Genomic DNA, 18709 nt, shown 5'->3' with positions numbered 1-18709 from the left:
GTCAGAGTTCTCCGGCGATGACGCCCTTCCGGAAGGCAGCCCATCCCGAGGTGGTGAAGCGGAGGGGTTCGCGTCCGGGGTTCTTGGAGTCACGGATTGCTTTTGCGCCGTCGGGGAGTTCTGCGACCTCGACGCAGTCGTGTTCCGCGCCGCTGGCGGATGCCTTCCGCCATATCGCCTCGGTGAGGTCGTACGCGTACAGCTCAGCCTTGAGGTCGTTCACTTCCGGTGGCCCTCTTCCAGCTCGGCGATTCTCGTGAGCGAGTCCTCCACGGGAAGCGCCGTCGCACGGATGCGTTCGAAGGCCTTGGCGAAGGGCGTCGCGTCGTCGCCCTCAACGTATGTCGCGCTGCTGAGGTTTTCCAAGAGCACTACGGAGGGCATCGGTTGGGGAAAGCCGGTCAGGGTGAAACCGCCGACCACGCCGGGGTGCGAGGTGGAGTCCAGCGGCATCAACTGGACGGTGACGTTCGGCATCTCCGAGACGTCGAGCAGCCGCCGGAGCTGCTCACGCATGATCGCGGGGCGTACGGCGAAGCGCTGGTGCAGGGCTGCTTCGTGGACGATGGCCCAGAGCTCCGGAGCCGTACCCGGGCGGGAGAGTACGGACTGCCGGGCCATCCGTACCTCCGTCAGGGCGGCCACCTCTTCCGGTGTGCGTGACGTCGTCACGCCGGCGATCGTCTCGCGGGCGTAGGCGGCTGTCTGCAACAGGCCGGGTACGACCAGCGGGGACCACGCGTAGATCGTCTCGGCGTCCGATTCGAGCGAGATGTAGTCGGCGTAGGTGGGCGAGACAATCGCGCTGTACGTCTGCCACCAGCCCTTCTTGCCGGCGTCCCGAGCGAGGGCGCTCAGAGCATCCTTTACCTGGGTGTCTTCCACCCCGTAGACGGTCAGCAGGGACCCCACGTCTGCGGGTCTGATCGACTGGGTGGCGCCCTCGATCTTCGAGAGCTTCGGTGCCCTCCAGCCCATGGCTCCGGCAGCGGCATCGAGCGTCATCCCGGCGTCACTGCGAAGGCGGCGCAGGCTCGCGCCCAGTCGGCGGCGTCGAACGGTCGGTACGAGTGGTGAGTTGGGCATGTGCGGAGTCTGGCAACGGTTCCGTGTGGATCGCACACCGTAGCGAGAACTTCACTCCTTTGGGTTGGAAGTTTTCTACCTCAGGGAGAAAGTTGCGAGTGTGGTTGAAGCTGGGGGCAGTTTCGCCAACCGATCAGGAGGCCAAGCGACATGCACCCCACTCCGCCCCTCATCCCTCACCCAGCGCTCCTCAGCACCAACGCACCCGCATCGCCCCTCACGCCTACCACCCCCGGTTTCTACCTCCGCCCTCGCCCCCACGGCTTCGCCGCTCACGTTTGCGCCTCTCCTCAGAACTTGTGCGCCGTACGGCAGTTGGCCCGCGCCGAACTACTGGCTCAGGGCATCGAGGACGATGCCGTCGACTCCGCACAGCTCGTCCTCTCAGAACTTGTCGGCAACTCGGTGCGCGCCTACGGCGAGTACGTACCGCTCGTGGTGGAGGTGTACGTGACGGCGTACGGCGTCGCCGTGAATGTCCACGACCCGGACCCAGAGGCGCTACCGAGGCGCCGGGCTACACCGCTTGACAGTGCGGAGGCGGAAGCCGGGCGCGGGCTGGGCCTGGTTGACCTGTTGGCGCCGGGATGGCACGTGCGGAGGTCGGCGATTGGGAAGCAGGTGTGTTGCCGGGTGCCCGCTGAACCAGGGGGGAGCTGAGGGGCCCATCCGCGTTCGGGGCGTAGGGCTGCGTCGTCCGGAAGTGCACCGCTCTCATGGGGGCGGCATTGACACCGGACGATGTCACGGGCGGCGAGCTGCACGCAGCTCCGGCATCGCACCGCCCGGTGACACCGGATGACAAACCTTTCGCACACGCGGAACTACACGAGCGTCGGCAGCTCGGCCCGAGATGCCGGATGAACCAGCGACCGCAGCTTCTCGCGGGTCTCCGCGTCCGTCGAGTAGAGGATCGTCCCAACCATTCCCCGCGTCAGCAGCACCTTGTACGTGTTGCGGATGAGACGGTCGACGTCGTCGTCCGGCGTGGCCTTGGTGAAAGACGGGTCCTTCGAAGCCGAGCGGTCGACGACCCAGCGGTCCGTTCGCCAGACCAGGTCGGGGCCGATGATCACGCCCGACCAGTCGTACTCGAAGCCCTGCGCGGTGTAGACGCACCCGACCTGGCCGAAGCCGGCCGGGTCGGTGGCCCAGAGGGGTGCGGGCGGTGCGCCGAGCACGGATCGGTCGCCGTAGACGTTCCATGGGCGGGACCATTGGCCGATCACGACGTCTGCGGGGAGTGCCGTCATGCCGGAGGTGACCTTCGTGGTCCATTTCCAGCAGTAGCCGGCCGACAAGCGGGCGCCGTAGCCCTCCTCCCGGCGCGCGACGAGGAAGTCCTCCAGCTCCTGCGGGGTCTCGGCGGTCAGTAGCTGCAGCTTGCCGTCGGGCTCCCACTGGCTGGGCGTGCCGCCGTCCAGGCCGAGCAAGTCGATGACCCACTTCTCGTACGCGTCGCTGCCGCCGCACCGGAACTGACCGTCCAGTTCCACCACCGTGCAGTCGAGGCCCTGCGCAGCGGCGGCCCATTCGATCTCCTGCCTGGTCCCCATCTCGCCGGGCCGGACCACCTGATGCTGGTCGAGCAGGAACACGGGGACCCGGGCCGCGTCGATGAGTTCCGCCACCTGGGGCCGTCCGGTACGCAGTGCTGCCTTGGTGTAGCGGTTGGCGGAGGTCTTCCGCAGTCGGTGGGCCTCGTCGCAAATCAGCACGTCGAGGTCGTTGGGCTCGGCGTCCATGAAGCTGTTGAAGTACTTGAACAGCTGCTGCACTTCACGCTTCTTGTGCCCCGCGACCCTGCGCATCGTCTTGGTGAACGACTGCGACCCGGTCGCGTGCAGCGCGGTTACTCCGCGACGGTACAGCTCGCCCAGGACCGACAGCGCGATTACGCTCTTGCCGGATCCAGGACCGCCGGTCACCACGACCACCTGCTTGTGGTTGCCGCGCTTGGCCTTGCGGACGGCGGACATCACCTTCTCGTACGCGACCCGCTGCTCGGCGATGAGCACGAACTGCTCGCGGTCGCGGATCTCGGCTGCCGCGACGGACATCAGCTGCTTGGACGGCCGTACCTTGGCGTCGAGCAGTACGTCGGCCATCTGCGCGCCGGGCTTCGCGGCGAGCCGCGAGCGCAGGAAATCCAGGAAGGCACCGCGCTGTTCCCCGGTGTACATCCGACCGTACTGGTTCTCCTCGACGCCCCTGAGCCCCGCGATCTGGAACTCGGTCGCGTTGTGCAGGAATGCCACGCCGGCCAGCGAGTTGGGCATCCGTTCCAACGCCCCGTTGAAGGAAAGCAAATACTCGCAGTAGGCCCGCACCTGCTCGATCGGGTTGAGCACGGGCTGCGGGTATGCGTCGATGCGACACAGCAGCGGCTCGTCCTCCTCCGGGTAGGCCGCGCTCCACTGCTTGAGTTCGACAACGACGTACGACGGCTGGCCGGTTGTCGGGTGCACCCCGGCGAGCAGGGCGTCCGCGCGCTTGCTGGTGAGGGGCAGACTGTACTCGACGAGGACTTCCACGTCGTCGAGCCCGGCCTCGATGAGCCCGTTGACGAGGGCGGGGAGGCTGCGTTCCCAGGACCGGATCTCCGCCTGCGCGGGGCTCCGGCCGTGCTGGTGACGGAAGTTCTCGGTCAGATGCAGCGCCAGCGACCCTTCGAGGAGGCGGGCGGCAACGGATGCCGCGGACTCACGGAACAGCAAGAAAATGCCCCCAGGCAGCACGAAGAAGACTCGTGCGGGTGGGGGCATGTCCTCCGATGCCCGCCGTGCAGGCGGATCAGGAAGCCCGTCGGGCCGCTGAGATGGTGTTCGCCATCCTAGGTGAGCGTGTCGATCACGTGGAGGGGACGGGGGAGGGTTCGGTCAGGTGATACGTGACGCGCGGAGGTTGGGCGTGGTCTGCAAGACGGAACTGTCCGCTTTCCGATCTGCAGCGCCTAAGCTTTCAGCTCTTCTGCTCGCCGAGCGCCGCCCGCAGCCAGTCCAGCGACCCCGTCTCCAGCACCGCGTCAGCGAGTGCCTGGCCTGTCTTGGTGACGAGGCGACCCCGGCTGTTGTCGATCCACCGCTGAGTATTGGCGTAGCCCTGGTCCCGGTACTCGATGCCCTGGATCATGCACTCCAACTTGTCGGCGTCGCGCGCGCAGATCGCTTCCGCGGAGTCCTTGGCCTCGTACTCGGCGACCAAGTCACGCACGGCTTCGGCCAGGAGCTCGGGCATGCCGGCGACTTGGTCGGCGGTGATGTCGCGAGGGTCGGCCTCTCCGCCGGTGTACTTCTTGCCGAGGTGGTTGACGTCTCCTGTGCGAGTTTCCTGGGAATCGTGCCAGACGGCGAGGAATGCGGCCCGGGCCGGGTCGGCGCCCTCCAGTTTCGCGATGATCGTTGCGATGAGGGCGGTACGCCAGGAGTGCTCGGCGACCGACTCGGGGTGCTGGACGCCGGCCATCCACCATCCGGTGCGAGCGGTGTTCTTCAGTGTTCCCGCCTCGTACAGGAAACGGGCAACCGCGGTCAGGTCCTCGGACACCGTGGGGCTCCTCTCACGCCTCGGCGAGGCGGATCGCGTACCGGATGCTTTCCAACTCCCGTCGCCCGCACGCCGAGAGCTCCCGGCTATCCAACATCACGGGGAGCCGGTCGCGCAGGGCCCGGGCTGCCGCGCCCGACCGGAGAAGGTTGGGGCGGATCTGGAGCAGTGACCACAGGGTGTGGATGTTGAGGTCGACGAAGCCGTGGTGCGGTGCCAGGCCCTGGACGAGGTGTGACAGGAGCTTGTCGCCGGGCCACGGCCGGGGTGTGCGGTCGGCGATGAAGTCGTCCGACAGCTCTGTGTGCTGCATTTCGCCGACCCAGTACGCCCAGTAGTTCAGGTTGGCGGCCTCGCCTGCGTCGTCGTTCATGAGCGCGGTGTCGATGAAGTGGCTCATGCGGTCGCGGTCGCCCTGCCTGGCGGCGACGGCTGCGACGCTGCGGGAGTTGAGCCACAAGGTCAGCCAGTCGTTGGGCCGTTCCGTGCGTTGTTGGTGAGCGAGCCAGTCCGCCGCGTCCGTCTGGGTGTCGTAGCCCGAGAGGTAGAGGGCCTGGCGGCGCAATAAGAATTGTCCTTCGCCGCGGGCCTGTTCGGCGGTGCGCCGCATGGTGGAGAAGAACACCGCACGTTCCGGCTGGCTGAGCTTCGGGCCGGCCGGAGCTGGGCCGCGCCGGGGGCGCGGCGGCTGGGGCAAGTCCCGGATGGGTTGCGGCGGTACGCCGTTGAGTGGCCAAGCCAGGACTTCGCCGAGTTCGCGCTGCATCACCATCGCGCCCAGCGGGCTTTCCTCGCCCGCGGCGTCTTCGTCGAGCACGGTCGCCAGGAGGACGTCCGCCTCCAGGGCGCGCTCAAGGGCTTGCAGGAGCGCGGACGGGGTGCCCATCTGCATGAGTCGGTGACGTTGCAAGAGCATCTGACCGACCGGGACGGAGGTCAGCGGGCGGCGACCTGTCTCCCAGCCGGCGATGGTGTCCGGGGAGACCATCAGGTGTTCGGCGAGCTCCTCCTGCGTGTGGCCCTGGTGCTCTCTGATGACGCGCAGGACGTACCCCGAGATGAGACCTGAACGGGGTCGGGTTGGCGTTCCTGTACCGCCGGTCAGGGTTTGCCGTGAGTTTGGCCGCATGGGGTGTCCGTTCCCGAGGTTCGAGCGCAAACCACCTGTACTCACAGTCACTTCAGGCTGTGGCGCGGGATTTCTACCGTTGTAGCCATCCCTGATCGAGCCTAGTAGGGAGGCAGTTGCTCATGGACCCCGTTGCTCGTGCACATAGCCCGAATGCGTCATCTCAGGCGGTGGCCTCGCCCGGTCGCGGAGGCCGGGTGGTGATGAGAGAAGCCGGACGCTCAACGCTGGATGTGGAGGCCGGGATGCTCGTGCACTCGCGTGCCGACCACGAGCTGGACGTTACCGAGTGGCTCTTGCGGGCTGCCGACGATCCGGCTCGGGCGCGCGCCGAGTGGCAGACCATGGACGTTGCCCTCCTGCGCTGTGGCGTTCAGTTCTCTGCCATTCGCGTTCCGGCCGATGTCGTGTTCGCCGCCGCGGACCGCGCCCGGGTCGACGAATACCTTGCCGCCGCCCTGCATGGCGGCCCGGTATTCGTCGACCGGCAATCAGGCTGGTACTACTGCCTGGTCCCGGCCGACCCATCCACCACCTGGCGGGTGCCGGACACGGCCTGCCTCCTCGCGGGCAGCTACCTCGGCGTCCCGCACCCGAGCATCGACTCAAGGCGGTACCTGGCCCGCTCCTTCTGGTGTGTGTCACCGGAGCGTTCTGAAGCCGTCTGCCAGGCCGACGCGGTCGCGCAGATGGTCAACGTGGGTCGTTTCCGCCTGGCCGCGATGAAGGAGACCGATGGTGGCTGACAGCCGGTCGCTCGACTTGGAACTGTTCCGTCAGACCTGGACGGAAGCCTTGGAGCTGACCAACGGGTTGCCCGCAACCGTCCCAGACTGGGACGAGGTGGACAGATTGACCGGCTATCTGCGCCGGCACGTGGAACTGCTGGCCGCCGAGCTGGAAACGGTGATCGAAGGGCAGGAGAAGGACACCAGCGACCGCGAGACCGCCCGCTGGCTCCTCGTCCGCACCCGCAAGGCGCTCAACGACGGGCCAAGCCCGGACCATCGCACGGCCGCCGTCCGCATGGAAGACCTGGCCCTGACCTGCCGGGCCCTGGCCGCGCTGTGCCATCAGCAGGTCAGCGCGCCTGCCCTGAGCGGTTAGCGCCGCCGAGCCCCAACAGACCAGCGGCGCTCTTGGTCCGCCCAGGAGGTCCCGGCAGTCAGCCCCTCCTGCCCGCGGGCACCTGGGCCGTCTCGCCGACTCTCGCTCACCCGACCCGTGAAGGAACCCTATGCACAGCCTGCTCGCCAGCCCGTTCCTGGGGCAGTACCTCATCCTGCGGCCCGGCCATGCCCGAGGTATCCAGATACACCAGTCGAGCTACGAGGAACTTCGTACCGCCGCCGCCGAAGGCCACCCGACGCCGGCTTGGTTACACGACGCGGCATCCCAGGCGTGGGGAGTGCCCCTGCCGGAAGGCAGCCTGCACGCCGTGGTGCTCGTCCGCGAGCCGTCGCCGTACGGCTTCGTGAAGGCGTCATGGGAGATCAACCTCGGGTGCGACTACGACTGCGGCTTCTGTTACCTCGGCGAGAAGAGGTTTGCCGGGCTGTCATGGGAGGACAAGCAGCGCCTGCTGGAGATGCTGCGTGATGCCGGGGTGCTGTGGCTGCAGATCACCGGCGGCGAGGCGCTGATCGACCCGCAGTTCGCTGCCGCGTATGAGTACGCGCACGAGCTGGGCCTGATGGTGCAGGTGTCGACGAACGGATCCCAGCTTCACAAGACCGCCATCCGCGACCTGTTCTCCCGCTACCGTCCGTACCGGCTCACGGTCAGCCTGTACGGCGCGACCGAGGAGACGTACGAGGCCGTGACCCGCAACCGCGGCGCGTGGACCCGGTTCACCCGCGGCCTCGACGCGGCACGCGAGGCGGGCCTGCCCGTACGTCTCAACGTGATCGTGTCCGACGCCAACGAGCACGAGTCGGACGCCATGGTGCGGCTCGCCGAGGACCGATGGGGCTTCCCGCACCAGGTGTACTCGAGCATGTCGCCGACGATCGACGGCGAAGCCAACCCGCTCACTGCTCAGGCCGCTGATCATCTGCGGCCGCGCAGCATCTTCAAGGGCTGCAACGCCGGCCACACCTTCTTCCACGTCAATCCGCACGGCATCGCGTCCATCTGCAAAGTGGGCCGCGATCCGAGCGTAAATCTCATGACCGAAGGTCTCGGAAGTCTTTCCCGGCTCGGCGCCGTCGCCGAGTCCCTACAGCTCCGCACCGGTGGATGTTCCGGCTGCACGCAGGCCGCCACATGCAGGACGTGCCGGCCGCTGGCGAAGCTCTACCAGGAGGCGGGGGACAACCGATCGCTCTACTGCCAACACGGAGGTTATGGATCATGACTCCACCCACCGCGACACAGACCCGGCCCGAACCGGTGTTGGTCACCATCGGCCGCCGCCCGGCCGACGCCGCGAGCAGCATCCTGCCCGTGCCCGTCCAGGGTCCCGCCATCAGCAAGGGCGAGTTCCGGATCATCGGCGACGTGGATGGCGACGTCGCCCAGGCCGCCGGATGCAACTGCTCGGCCGGTGACGACAACCCGTACTAGACCGGGTCTCCGCCCAGCGCTGCCCCGGCCTACGCTGGCCGGGGCAGCGTCCTGTTCGCCCGCCTACGCCCTGAGGAACTGCGCCCCGTGTCCATGCCTCGCGTCGCCTTCGACGAGTTGCCCGCCGCCGCCCGCCAGGCGGTCACCACCCAGACCGGCCAGATCACTGCGACCCACACCGCCGGAGGCGGCATCAACAGCGCCGTCGCCGCCCTCCTCGACACCGAGACCGGCCCCGTCTTCGTCAAGGGCATCCCCGCGGACAACCCGCAGGTTGTCTCCCAGAAGCGGGAGATCGCGATCACCCCCTACCTGCCTGCCGCCTGCCCGAGGCTGCTGTGGCATGTGGAGGCAGGCGGCTGGGTGCTCCTTGGCTACGAGGCGGTTGACGGACGCCACGCCGACTACACCAACACCGACGACCTCAGCTTGGTCCTGGCCGCGCTCGCCGAGCTGCAGGAGGTCACCGCGCCTGACGATGTCGACCTGAAGACAGCGGAGGAGCGGTGGGGGAAGTACACGGAAGAAGGACAGGCGGAGCTGCTCGCCGGGGACGCGCTGTTGCATACGGACTTCGCGCCGGACAACGTGCTCATCCACAGCGGCAGGGCACGTCTGATCGACTGGGCGTGGCCGACGCGGGGTGCAGCGTGGATCGACCCGTTCATGCTCGCGCTGCGGATCATGGAGGCCGGCTCGACGGCCGCAGATGCGGTCTCGTGGGTACAGCGGATTCCGTCCTGGCGTGAGTCTGACCCGAAGGCGCTGGGAGCGTTTGCTACGGCCGTGACCCGGCTGTGGCGGAAGATCGCCGCGGAGGATCCCGCGCCTTGGAAGGTGGCGATGGCCGACCATGCTGCCCAGTTGAAGACGTTCCTCCTCGTTGATAATGCGTGGCACTGACAGTCGCGTGAGGGCAGGCTGGCCGTCATGGCTGAGATGGACAGAGACGATCAGGGATTCCTCGACACTGTCGCAGACCGCCTCGCCGCCCTCCCCACGGTCCAGGCCGTCGCCCTAGGTGGTTCCCGCGCTCAGGGCACTCACCGGCCCGACAGCGACTGGGACCTGGCCGTCTACTACCGCGGCCCCTTCGACCCCGCCGACCTGCGCGCCCTCGGCTGGGAGGGCGAGGTCTCCGAAGTCGGCGGCTGGGGCGGCGGCGTGTTCAATGGCGGCGCCTGGCTGACGATCGACGGGCGGCGCGTCGACGTGCACTACCGCGATCTCGACGTCGTGGAGCATGAGTTGGCGGAGGCGGAGGAAGGGCGGTTCCGGGTGGAGCCGTTGCTGTTCCATCTCGCAGGGATTCCGACTTACTTGATCGTCGCCGAGTTGGCGATCAACCGGGTGCTCAGGGGCGAGCTGCCACGGCCGGCGTCATATCCGGAGAAACTGCGCGCCTCCGCATCCAAACGATGGCGCGGTACCGGCCACGTCACCCTCGCCTACGCGAAGGCCAACCACGCCCCAGCAGGTCGCCTTACGGAGGTCTCGGGCGCCATCGCCACTGCTGCGGTGCAGACCGGGCATGCCGTGCTGGCGGCGCGGGGGGAGTGGGTGACGAACGAGAAGCGGTTGCTGGAGCGAGCCGGGCTGCGGGGGATCGATGCGGTGCTCGGTCAACTGAGCGCGGATCCCGAGGCGTTGGATCGGGCCATAGCCGACGCGGAGGCGCTCTTCGCGTCCGCTTTCACATAGACGGGCGAACAATCCGGCTAACCCGGCTAATAATCATTCGAGTAACCCCAGTTCCCGCTGCTACCGTCCCAGACGTGGCGAAACTCAATCAGATCATCGCAGTAGAGAAGGGCATCAAGTCCAAGGCCCACCAGGACCTGACGGCCGCTCACCACGGGCTGCAGAAGCCCGCATTGCTGGCCGGAATCTCGCGTACGTACCAGCCGAAGGACGAGGAGGGTGAGCAACTGCCGCCCGAGTCGACACGAGTTCAGGTGCAGGCTGAGGACGTGTTGCGGGAGACTGCGGCGACTCTGACCCGGCTTTTCGATGTGACCGCCACCAAGGACTGGGCCAACTGTGCTGCCCGTGCCGATGTGAAGGTGGACGGGCGGGTGCTCGTTGCCGACGTTCCCGTCTCGTACCTGCTCTTCCTCGAGAAGCAGCTCGTCGACCTCAATACCTTTGTGCGGAAGCTGCCCGTCCTCGACGCTTCCGAGTCCTGGGTTCAGGACCCCTCCACCGATGCCTGGAAGACCGAGCCCGTACGGACGCTTCGTACGAAGAAGGTGCCGCGGAATCATGTGAAGGCCGAGGCGACCGAGAAGCATCCGGCCCAGGTCGAGGTCTACTACGAGGACATTCCCGTCGGGTACTGGACCACCGTGAAGTTCTCCGGTGCGCTTCCCGCCCGTCGCGTCAATGAACTCCTCGACCGCGTCGAGAAGTTGCAGCAGGCCGTGAAGTTCGCCAGGGAAGAGGCGAACGGCGTCGACGTCGTCGATCAGAGGGTCGGGGACGCCGTGTTCGGCTACCTCTTCGGGTAGCCTCGAAGACTCCCCGGTCCCTTGTGACCGGGGTGCGCGAAGAGCGCAAGCTGATGCTGAAGCTTGTCGTGAATGCGCGGTTCCAGTGGAGGTTCGAGTCCTCCTCGCGGCATCAAGAGCAATCCCCTTGCCGCGGTAGCCCAACTGGCAGAGGCAGACCGCGATCAATCTCAGACTCTCGCTCCAGACTCAGTATTCGCCGTCGATCGCCGGATCGACCGGGTTCAGGCCCCAGGGCGTCGAAATGCTGGTTCAAGTCCAGTCCGCACAGCTCGATGTGCGGTGGTCCAAAGGCAGGACGCGACGACATAACGACTGACCTGGACCCTCAAGCGTGCCGGCGTGTGAACATGGGCGGCATCACAGGGCCCGGGGGCAGGCTACGCCCCCGGGTCCGCCTTCGTTTCCGCGGTCGCGCAGCCGTCGTACCGGGATTGCGTTCATAAAGAACGCGCCTTTCCCTTCGATCGTCACATCCTAGAAATACGAGCGTTCCCATCCCTCCAAGTACGCGATCTACCGTGGACACCACACCAGCCCACAGCCCGGCCACCGTCGCCCGAAGGCACACCCCGCCCTCGTCCGGACAGGAGCCCCGTGTCCCGCCCCGCCGTAACGTCCGTCCTACCGCCCTGGCTCGCCCACGCCCTCCGTGCCCAGCGTGGGCCGGTTCCGTGGAGCGCGGTCGTGCGAGGAGCTCTCGCCGCCGGGCCCCTTCTCGTCGCCGCCGTTCTTCTCGAGCGCACCTCCCTCGGCGTCGTAGCCGCCATCGCCGCCATGCTCGCCGGGATCAATGACCGGCCCGGCAGTCGGCGGGCGTCCGTCAGACGGCTCGGGGTGCCCGCGCTCGCCGGAGCCGGCGGGCTGCTCGTCGGGACGTATGCCGGCGAGCATGTCGGAGCGGTCTCGCTCAGCCTTCTCCTTACCGGCATCGGGCTTTTCGCCGGTGGTATCAGTGCCATCGGGCCTGTCGCCTCCGGCGCCGGTACGCAGTTGCTCGTCGCCTCCGCGATCGGGGCCGGGATGCCGGTTCCGGAGGCCGGATGGCTGAGGGCCCTTGCTTTCCTAGCGGGCGCCGGGTGGCTGCTGGCGCTGCGCCTCGCCCTTCCCACGCCCGGTGCCATCGCCGGTGACTTTCGGTTCGACGGGGAGCGGGATGCCGTAGCCGCCGTTTACGAGGCCGTTGCCGATCTGCTCGATGCCGTTGGGACCGACGGCGCTACCGCTCGTCGCGTCGCGCTCACCGCCGCGCTCGACCATGCGCAGGACGCCCTCGCCGGGCCCCGGTTGCGGCGTTACGCCTCCTCCTCCGCCGAGCGGCGGCTGCACGCGCAGTACGCCGCCGCCCTCCCTCTCGCAGAGGCCGCGACCGCTCTCGCCTGGGTCGGGGAGGCCGTCACCGGGCGGGCATCCGAAGGGCCCCGGCGGCTCGCCACCGCCGTACGGGAGAACATCCATACCGGGCCGCTGCCCGCACCGCACCGTTCTGCCCCCGCCCTGCGCGCCCTCGATGATGCCCTCCTGCACGCTGCCGACGCCTTCGACCAGGGGGACGGCGGTGACCTGCACACTCGCCGGCGGTCGGCCCGGGACCTGTTCCGGCTCGCCTTCGGCGCCGGCGGACGTGAGTACGGCCTGCGCGTCGCCCTGTGCTTCGGGGCCAGCGCGGCCGTGGCCCAGGCCCTGCACCACGCCCGCTGGTACGGCCAGCACGAGCACTGGTACTGGCTGCCCGCCACCGCCGTCTTCCTCGTCAAGCCCGACCTCGGGCCGCTCGCGTCCAGGGTGCTGAACCGCGCGGCGGGCACGGTCCTGGGGGCTGTCGTCTTCGCCGGGTTCGCCGCCGTACTGCCGCGGCCCGAAGGGCTGATCGCGCTCGTGGCCGTCAGCGGTGCTCTCATCCCCGTCGCCACTCGGCACTTCGCCGCCCAGACCGCGGTCGTCACCGTGCTTGTCCTTGCCCTGGTGATGGTCGGCGGGGAGCCTCAGGCCTCCGCCAGCCGGATCGGCGAGACGCTGCTGGCCTGCGCGATCGTGCTCATCGTCGGGCATCTGCCGATGCCGGGGCAGCGGGGCGGGGGAGTGCGGGCCCGGGTCGCTGCCGCGGGCGGCGCCGCGCACGCCTATCTCGCCCACGTCCTCCATGAGTCCCGCACCCCGATCAGCGCCCCCGACTCCCGCGCCACCCGCTGGACCCTCCGCCGCGAGGCCTACCGCACGCTCGCCGAGGCCCGGACCGCCATCGCGCTGGCCGCCGCCGAACTCCCCGCGCTCGCCCGGCACTCGGAGGGTGCCGACGAGGTCGTCGACACCCTGGAGCGGCTGGTGGACGCGACCACCGCCTGCGCCGTGCACCTCGACGACTCGGGACGCCTCTCGCGTCGAGACCGTGAGCAACTCGCCGAACTGCTGGACGAGTTGGAGCACAATCGCGAGCGGACGGGGCTACGGCTGCCCGAGCTGCCCCACGCCGTGTAGCGGGCGGAGGGGCCGGGATGCAGTGCTGAAGTCGGATGCAGTGCTGACGTGTTGTCCGGGTCGGCGCCCCGCAGCTTCGCTCCCGCTGCGGGGCGCCGACCGGCGCCGTCGGCCTCACTGAAGCCGTGCGACCGGGAGGGGGACCCGAGCCCGGCCGTGCCGGGACAGCGCTACTTCTGCGTCCAGACCTGGTTGGCCTGTGTACCGCCGCCGTAGCAGTCCCATATCTGCAGCTGCCCGCCATTGCCGGACCCGGCGGCGTCCAGGCACTTCCCGGACCGGGGGTTGGTGACGGTGCCGTTGGCGTTGAACTGCCACTGCTGGGCGCCGGTGCCGTTGCACGACCAGAGCTGCACCTTGGCGCCGTTGGCCGTGGAACCGGCGGCCACATCGAGGCACTTGCCGGACTGCGGGTTGACGAGGGTGCCGCCGGTCCGCGTCCACTTCTGGTTCCAGCCGGTTCCGCAGTCCCACAGCTGGACGGGGGTGCCATCGGCAGTGCCCCAGTCCTTCAGGTCCAGGCAGCGGCCGCTCTGCTGACCGGCGATCGTGCCGGGCGTACCGCCACCACCACCGCCACCGCCACCGCCGGAGCCGTTGGAGTCGTAGGAGAAGGAGTTCACGGCCAGGCCGGGGCCGCCGACCCAGGGCTCGAAGCCGAACTGCACGCTGGTCATGTACCACGCCGACGACAGATAGCCGCGGCTGAGCGAGTCGTTGGTGAAGTCCTTGATGTTCACCGTGATCGAGTTGGTGGGCTGCTGGCGGACGTAGGAGACGGTGTTCCAGGCGACGCCGCTGCCCTGACGGCCGTACCAGACGTCCCAGTTGGCGCCTTCGATCCACGCCGTTCCGACCTTGGTGCCGAAGGGTGTGGGCGATCCGGAGTGGTTGGCCCAGATCATCATCTCCTCTCCGTTGTTCTGGCCCGACGGGTTGGGGCTGGTGTCGAACCAGATGTCGTACGCGGCGTCCCACTGGCCGTCGGCGGTGGAGAAGTCGACGCTGGACTGCGGGTTGCCGAAGGCCGACACCTGCAGCGGCAGGCCGTTGCCGCTGGAGCAGTTGCCGTAGTGGCAGCCGGCGTAGATCGACGGATATGCCGCCGGTGCGCCGCTGGTGCCCACGTCGTGCCAGCCGGTGGTGACCTTGAAGCCGTCGTCCGACACGTCGATGCACTGGGGGATCGAGTCACCCCACTCGTTGTTCTGGACGACGTACTTGCCGCCCGAGACCTTCATGCTGTCGGTCTTGCCGCAGAGGGTCGTGTTCGCGGACGCCGACGAAGCGCCGGCCAGGGAGAGGGCGACCAGGAACAGGGCAGTGACGACTGCTGCGACCGCCGCAGCCTCACGGCGCGGCTTCCTGCGCGGTCTGGGCATGGGAATCCTTTCGATCGCCAGGCGGCTTCTGCGGCCCGGACGGTAGGGGTGACTCGGAGGTATGGGAGCGCTCCCATATGCGGAGCGCCGACACCGGAACCTTCCGGAAAGGAAATGCGGGGGATCGCGCCAAGACGGCTTGACAGTGCCGCCTGTGAGGCGGGACCAGTACGTGGCATGCGAGCTCGCCCAGCTCACTCACGCCGCGACACATGAAGCCAGCGAGGCTGATTGGCTGTCAAGCGGTCTGCGTACGTTCACCTTTTGAAGTCAACAGACCTGCGCTTTCGGGTCGGCGCCTCTTTGCGTCCGCCTCGGGGCCCTATGAATTCACCGGTCAAACACGGCCCTTGCCGATGCGTCCGAGCGGGGCTAGGGTGCCGTACCGGATAAGTCACTGGCTAGTAGCTACTAACTAATTCGCCCTGGTAGCCACTGGACGGTTCTGGACGGTTCTGGCGGAGAGGTCCTGGCGAACATGGCTGAAGGGGTGCCCGCGTACCGGCGCGACCGGCCACGAATGCCGGCCGCCGAGCGACGGCGCCAGATCATCGGCATAACGTCCGCACTGATCGCAGATCGCGGTTTCTGGGGGCTGTCGATGCAGGACGTGGCCGATCGGTGCGGGCTCACCGTTCCTGGTGTGCTGCGCCATGTCGGTTCCAAGACCGGTTTGCTCATCGCGGTGCTGGAGCACCGGGATGTCGAGGATGCCCGGTCGCTTCGCGCACAACTCGGTGTCGGTGAGGACGAGGTCCCGGACGAGTGGTCCGCCGGCGGCCCCGAGGGAGTCGGCCTGCGGCAGTTGTGCTCGGCGACAATGCGGCGCAATGCGGAGCAGCCGGAGATCGTACGGCTCTTCACCGTGCTCGAGGCCGAGTCATTGGCGCCGAGCCATCCGGCACACACCTATTTCGTGAAGCGGCAAAAGCAGGCGATAGCTGCCTTCGCGTCCCTGGCCGAGGATCTCAGCGACCGTCCGCAGTCGCTGGCCCGGCACATCGTGGCGATGATGGACGGTCTGCAGATCCAGTGGCTGCGCTCGCCGCAGACATTCGACCTGGTCAAGGAGTGGGAGGTCGCCGCGCAAGTACTGTTCGGCGAATCTGAGGGTGAGGAGCGTGGGCACAAGCGGATCGGCTGACCGAACCGGCCCCAGGAGGCTGCGTCACTGCAGCAACCGCCGCTCCTTCGCCGCCGCCACCGCCCCCGCCCGTGTCTCCACCCCCAACTTGCCGTAGATCCGCCCCAGATGGGTCTTCACCGTCGCCTCGCTGATGAACAGCGCCCGGGCGATCTCCCGGTTGCCGAGGCCGCGGGCCAGCTGGCCGAGGATCTCGTGTTCGCGTGCGGAGAGGGCCGGGCGCGGGCTGCGCAGCTGGGCCAGGAGGCGGTCGGCCACCGGCGCCGACAGGGCCGTACGGCCGGATGCGGCGCTGTGGATCGCCGTGAAGAGTTCGTCGGGGCGTTCCGCCTTCAGCAGATACCCCGTGGCGCCCGCCTCGATGGCGCGGGTGATGTCGGCGTCCGTGTCGAACATCGTCAGCACCAGGACGCGGGGCGCCACTTCACCGACCGCCGTGAGATGACGAGTCGCCGTCACTCCGTCCATGCCCTCGCCGAGCTGGAGGTCCATCAGTACGACGTCGGGGTGCAGGCGTGCCGCCATGGCGAGTGCCTCCTCGCCGCTGCCCGCCTCGCCGACCACCTCGATGCCGTCGGCGCTCGACAGCAGGGCGCGCAGGCCGGCCCGTACCACCGCGTGATCGTCGCAGAGGAGGAGACGGACGGGCGTACTGCCGTGCGTGCTCAAGAGACCTTCTCCTTCGGGGTGTTGACCGCCGACGGGATCGCCGCCGACACCACCGTGCCCTCCCCCGGCGTCGACTCCACGGTGAGGGTGCCACCCGACTGCCGGGCCCGGATGCGCATCGCCGGCAGCCCGTGGCCGCGGGTCCGGTCCGGTGCCGTGGGGGACGCGGTCGCATCGAACCCCCGCCCGTTGTCCGCCACATCCAGCGAGATCTGGTCGTCCAGGCAGGTCAGGGTCAGCGCGGCCCGGGTCGCGGCGGCATGTTCGCGTACGTTGGCCAGGGCGCCCTGGGCGATGCGCAGGAGGGCAGCCTCTACCCGCTCCGGGAGCCGGCCCGGGTCGCCGTCGAGCCGGAACTCCACCGTCAGACCTGGACCGCTCTCCCGCTCGGCGAGCAGACGCAGCGCCGCCGGCAGGGACTGCTCCGCCAGATCGGCCGGTGCCAGGTCGTGGACGAAACGGCGGGCCTCGGCGAGGCCGCGGGAGGTGATGCCGGCTGCCTTGTGGAGGTGCGCTCGGGCCGCCTCCGGGTCCGTCGCCCATACCCGCTCGGCGGCCTGCAGCAGCATCTGCTGGCTGGACAGGCCCTGCGCGAGGGTGTCGTGGATCTCGGTGGACAGGCGTTGCCGTTCCGCCAGGACGCCCGCCCGGCGTTCGGTGGCCGCGAGGTCGCGGCGGGTGCGGACCAGGTCGTCGATCAGTACGCGCTGCCGGGCCGCCTGGCGTTGCAGATGGACGAAGACGGCCGTGGCGACCGCGGCCACCGCGATCGGGGCCACGACCATGTTCGGGTTCAACATGCCCTGCGCCACCCGCACTTCGGACACCACGACCAGCGCCGTGAGTACGGCGGCCAGCGGCACCGCGATGCGTGGTGGAAGGGCGTACAGCCCGGCGAACAGCAGCGGCATCGCGCACCAGGTGGCGCTCGGCGCGAGGGCGAGCAGGGCGGTCCAGACCGCGGAGACCGACCCCAGCCAGACCAGGTGCCGGGTGGTGGGCGGGGTCCCGGCGCGCGGGGGTGGGGCCAGGAAGTGGCCGAGGACGTAGACCAGAAAGAACGCCGCGAACAGCGCCAACACCCATCCGGTACGTGCCCCGCCCTGGTCGCGGGACAGGAAGCGCGCGAAGGAGGAGCACAACAGCAGGAAGAACGCGGCATGCACGACCGCGGTCAGCCGGCGCTCGTCCGGATCGGTGGTGTTGTCCATGCTCCGTGTCTAACGCGGCTCCCTTCGGTTCGCATCAACCGATCGGCTGACATCGCGATCGCCCGAACCTCCCGCGCAACCGGGCCTGTCGGCCGAGCCGGACACCGTGCTGCCGCCCCGAGGCTTGCAGCAGTCCCGCCCCACCGCCTCGGAAAGGCAATGACCCCATGCCCGCCAAGAACCTCACCGCCAACCGCGCCGCCCTCACCCACCGCATCACCTACGCCCTGCGCCACCCCGACCGCGTGCCCCGCCATCTGGCCCGCGCCGCCCGGGACCTGTGGCTGAGCCACCGCCACCCGGACCACATCTCCTACTACCGCGCCGTGATGCGCTCCGACACCCGCGCCGACCCGGACGCGGCGGTCGGCAGCCGCAACCGGGAGCGCTGGCTGGCGCTGGGAGCCATGCAGTTCGACTACCTCGTCGGCCATGGACTGCGGCCCGAGCACCGCATGCTGGAGATCGGCTGCGGCAATCTGCGCGGCGGCTGGCGGTTCATCCGGCACCTGGAGCCCGGGCACTACTACGGCATCGACATCTCGCCGGACATCCTCGTCGCCGCGCAGGACACGGTCGTGGAGATGGGGCTGGAGAAGCGGCTGCCCACCCTCACACCGGTACGCGATCTGACGCTGCGCTTCCTGCCCGACGCCCAATTCGACGTCGTACACGCGCACAGCGTCTTCTCGCACTCCCCGCTCCCCGTCATCGAGGAATGCCTGGCAGGCGTTGGGCGGGTGCTCGCACCGGGCGGCTGGTTCGACTTCACCTTCGACCGCACGGAGGGCGAGGAACACCACGTGCTGCGGGAGGACTTCTACTACCGCACCGGGACGCTCGTCGCGCTGGCCGAGAAGCACGGGCTGCGGGCCCGGTTCATGGACGACTGGGAGGAACTCCCGCACGGGCAGTCGAAGATCCGGGTGACCGCGGGGTGAACTCCCGGGCGCTCCACCGAAATTCGTACGACAGTTCCTGTCCCGCGCCGC

At 68.7% G+C, this 18709-nt stretch carries 19 protein-coding genes; 11 read left to right on the top strand and 8 right to left on the bottom strand.

What is annotated here, in order from left to right; genetic code table 11:
* Position 1: 1 nt before the first annotated feature.
* The gene (locus tag ACFY10_RS01355; protein ID WP_390662946.1) at positions 2-223 is read right to left on the bottom strand and encodes a DUF397 domain-containing protein; all 222 of its coding nucleotides are present in this window, start codon (positions 221-223) and stop codon (positions 2-4) included.
* A complete protein-coding gene (locus ACFY10_RS01350) occupies positions 220-1086 on the bottom strand; it encodes a helix-turn-helix domain-containing protein (protein ID WP_390662945.1) in 867 nt (288 codons plus the stop codon). The genes ACFY10_RS01355 and ACFY10_RS01350 overlap by 4 nt, the downstream gene beginning before the upstream one ends.
* A 150-nt stretch (positions 1087-1236) precedes the next feature.
* On the opposite strand from ACFY10_RS01350, the gene ACFY10_RS01345 reads away from it, so the two are divergent.
* Entirely contained in the window at positions 1237-1746 is a 510-nt protein-coding gene (locus tag ACFY10_RS01345; RefSeq protein ID WP_390662944.1) for an ATP-binding protein, read from the top strand.
* Between the two features lie 164 nt (positions 1747-1910).
* Here the strand turns inward: ACFY10_RS01345 and ACFY10_RS01340 are convergent, their stop codons facing one another.
* The 3 genes from ACFY10_RS01340 to ACFY10_RS01330 all read right to left on the bottom strand — a co-directional run bounded on the left by ACFY10_RS01340 (position 1911) and on the right by ACFY10_RS01330 (position 5761).
* Positions 1911-3803: a DNA/RNA helicase domain-containing protein gene (locus tag ACFY10_RS01340; RefSeq protein ID WP_390662943.1), complete on the bottom strand. Its 1893-nt coding sequence runs from the start codon at positions 3801-3803 to the stop codon at positions 1911-1913.
* Between the two features lie 244 nt (positions 3804-4047).
* Positions 4048-4632 carry an HD family hydrolase gene (locus ACFY10_RS01335; protein WP_390662942.1) on the bottom strand — a complete coding sequence of 195 codons (585 nt, stop codon included), beginning with the start codon at positions 4630-4632 and terminating at the stop codon, positions 4048-4050.
* A 13-nt stretch (positions 4633-4645) separates the two neighbouring features.
* Positions 4646-5761 (bottom strand): helix-turn-helix domain-containing protein, encoded by a 1116-nt coding sequence (locus ACFY10_RS01330; RefSeq protein WP_390662941.1) that lies wholly within the window; start codon positions 5759-5761, stop codon positions 4646-4648.
* Positions 5762-5958: 197 nt separating this feature from the next.
* Here ACFY10_RS01330 and ACFY10_RS01325 point away from each other — a divergent pair, with 197 nt between their 5' ends.
* From ACFY10_RS01325 to ACFY10_RS01290, 8 genes are all read left to right on the top strand, one after another.
* Positions 5959-6507 (top strand): hypothetical protein, encoded by a 549-nt coding sequence (locus tag ACFY10_RS01325; protein ID WP_390662940.1) that lies wholly within the window; start codon positions 5959-5961, stop codon positions 6505-6507.
* A complete protein-coding gene (locus ACFY10_RS01320) occupies positions 6497-6868 on the top strand; it encodes a DUF6415 family natural product biosynthesis protein (protein WP_390662938.1) in 372 nt (123 codons plus the stop codon). Before ACFY10_RS01325 ends, ACFY10_RS01320 begins: the two co-directional genes overlap by 11 nt.
* 130 nt (positions 6869-6998) lie before the next feature.
* Positions 6999-8117, top strand: a complete 1119-nt coding sequence (locus ACFY10_RS01315; protein ID WP_390662937.1) for a radical SAM protein — start codon at positions 6999-7001, stop codon at positions 8115-8117.
* On the top strand, positions 8114-8326 hold the full coding sequence (locus tag ACFY10_RS01310) for a hypothetical protein (protein ID WP_390662936.1): 213 nt from the start codon (positions 8114-8116) through the stop codon (positions 8324-8326). Before ACFY10_RS01315 ends, ACFY10_RS01310 begins: the two co-directional genes overlap by 4 nt.
* 93 nt (positions 8327-8419) lie before the next feature.
* Positions 8420-9229, top strand: a complete 810-nt coding sequence (locus ACFY10_RS01305) for an aminoglycoside phosphotransferase (protein WP_390664110.1) — start codon at positions 8420-8422, stop codon at positions 9227-9229.
* A 27-nt stretch (positions 9230-9256) separates the two neighbouring features.
* On the top strand, positions 9257-10027 hold the full coding sequence (locus ACFY10_RS01300; RefSeq protein WP_390662935.1) for a nucleotidyltransferase domain-containing protein: 771 nt from the start codon (positions 9257-9259) through the stop codon (positions 10025-10027).
* A gap of 74 nt (positions 10028-10101) precedes the next feature.
* Positions 10102-10833, top strand: coding sequence for a hypothetical protein (locus ACFY10_RS01295; RefSeq protein WP_390662934.1), 732 nt, complete (start codon positions 10102-10104; stop codon positions 10831-10833).
* Positions 10834-11430: 597 nt separating this feature from the next.
* On the top strand, positions 11431-13311 hold the full coding sequence (locus ACFY10_RS01290) for an FUSC family protein (RefSeq protein WP_390662933.1): 1881 nt from the start codon (positions 11431-11433) through the stop codon (positions 13309-13311).
* Between the two features lie 170 nt (positions 13312-13481).
* On the opposite strand, the gene ACFY10_RS01285 is transcribed toward ACFY10_RS01290, so the two are convergent.
* Positions 13482-14693, bottom strand: a complete 1212-nt coding sequence (locus tag ACFY10_RS01285; protein WP_390662932.1) for an RICIN domain-containing protein — start codon at positions 14691-14693, stop codon at positions 13482-13484.
* Positions 14694-15171: 478 nt separating this feature from the next.
* Here ACFY10_RS01285 and ACFY10_RS01280 point away from each other — a divergent pair, with 478 nt between their 5' ends.
* On the top strand, positions 15172-15837 hold the full coding sequence (locus ACFY10_RS01280) for a TetR/AcrR family transcriptional regulator (RefSeq protein WP_390662931.1): 666 nt from the start codon (positions 15172-15174) through the stop codon (positions 15835-15837).
* 24 nt (positions 15838-15861) lie between these two features.
* On the opposite strand, the gene ACFY10_RS01275 is transcribed toward ACFY10_RS01280, so the two are convergent.
* On the bottom strand, positions 15862-16506 hold the full coding sequence (locus ACFY10_RS01275; protein ID WP_390662930.1) for a response regulator: 645 nt from the start codon (positions 16504-16506) through the stop codon (positions 15862-15864).
* The gene (locus ACFY10_RS01270; protein ID WP_390662928.1) at positions 16503-17717 is read right to left on the bottom strand and encodes a sensor histidine kinase; all 1215 of its coding nucleotides are present in this window, start codon (positions 17715-17717) and stop codon (positions 16503-16505) included. The genes ACFY10_RS01275 and ACFY10_RS01270 overlap by 4 nt, the downstream gene beginning before the upstream one ends.
* Positions 17718-17884: 167 nt before the next feature.
* Here ACFY10_RS01270 and ACFY10_RS01265 point away from each other — a divergent pair, with 167 nt between their 5' ends.
* Positions 17885-18658 carry a class I SAM-dependent methyltransferase gene (locus ACFY10_RS01265; protein WP_390662927.1) on the top strand — a complete coding sequence of 258 codons (774 nt, stop codon included), beginning with the start codon at positions 17885-17887 and terminating at the stop codon, positions 18656-18658.
* The last annotated feature ends 51 nt before the right edge of the window (positions 18659-18709 follow it).

The organism is Streptomyces sp. NPDC001401, assembly GCF_042895385.1.
Taxonomy (GTDB): domain Bacteria; phylum Actinomycetota; class Actinomycetes; order Streptomycetales; family Streptomycetaceae; genus Streptomyces.
Note: the sequence above shows the minus strand (reverse complement) of the source record. Positions and strands in the feature narration are given on the sequence as shown.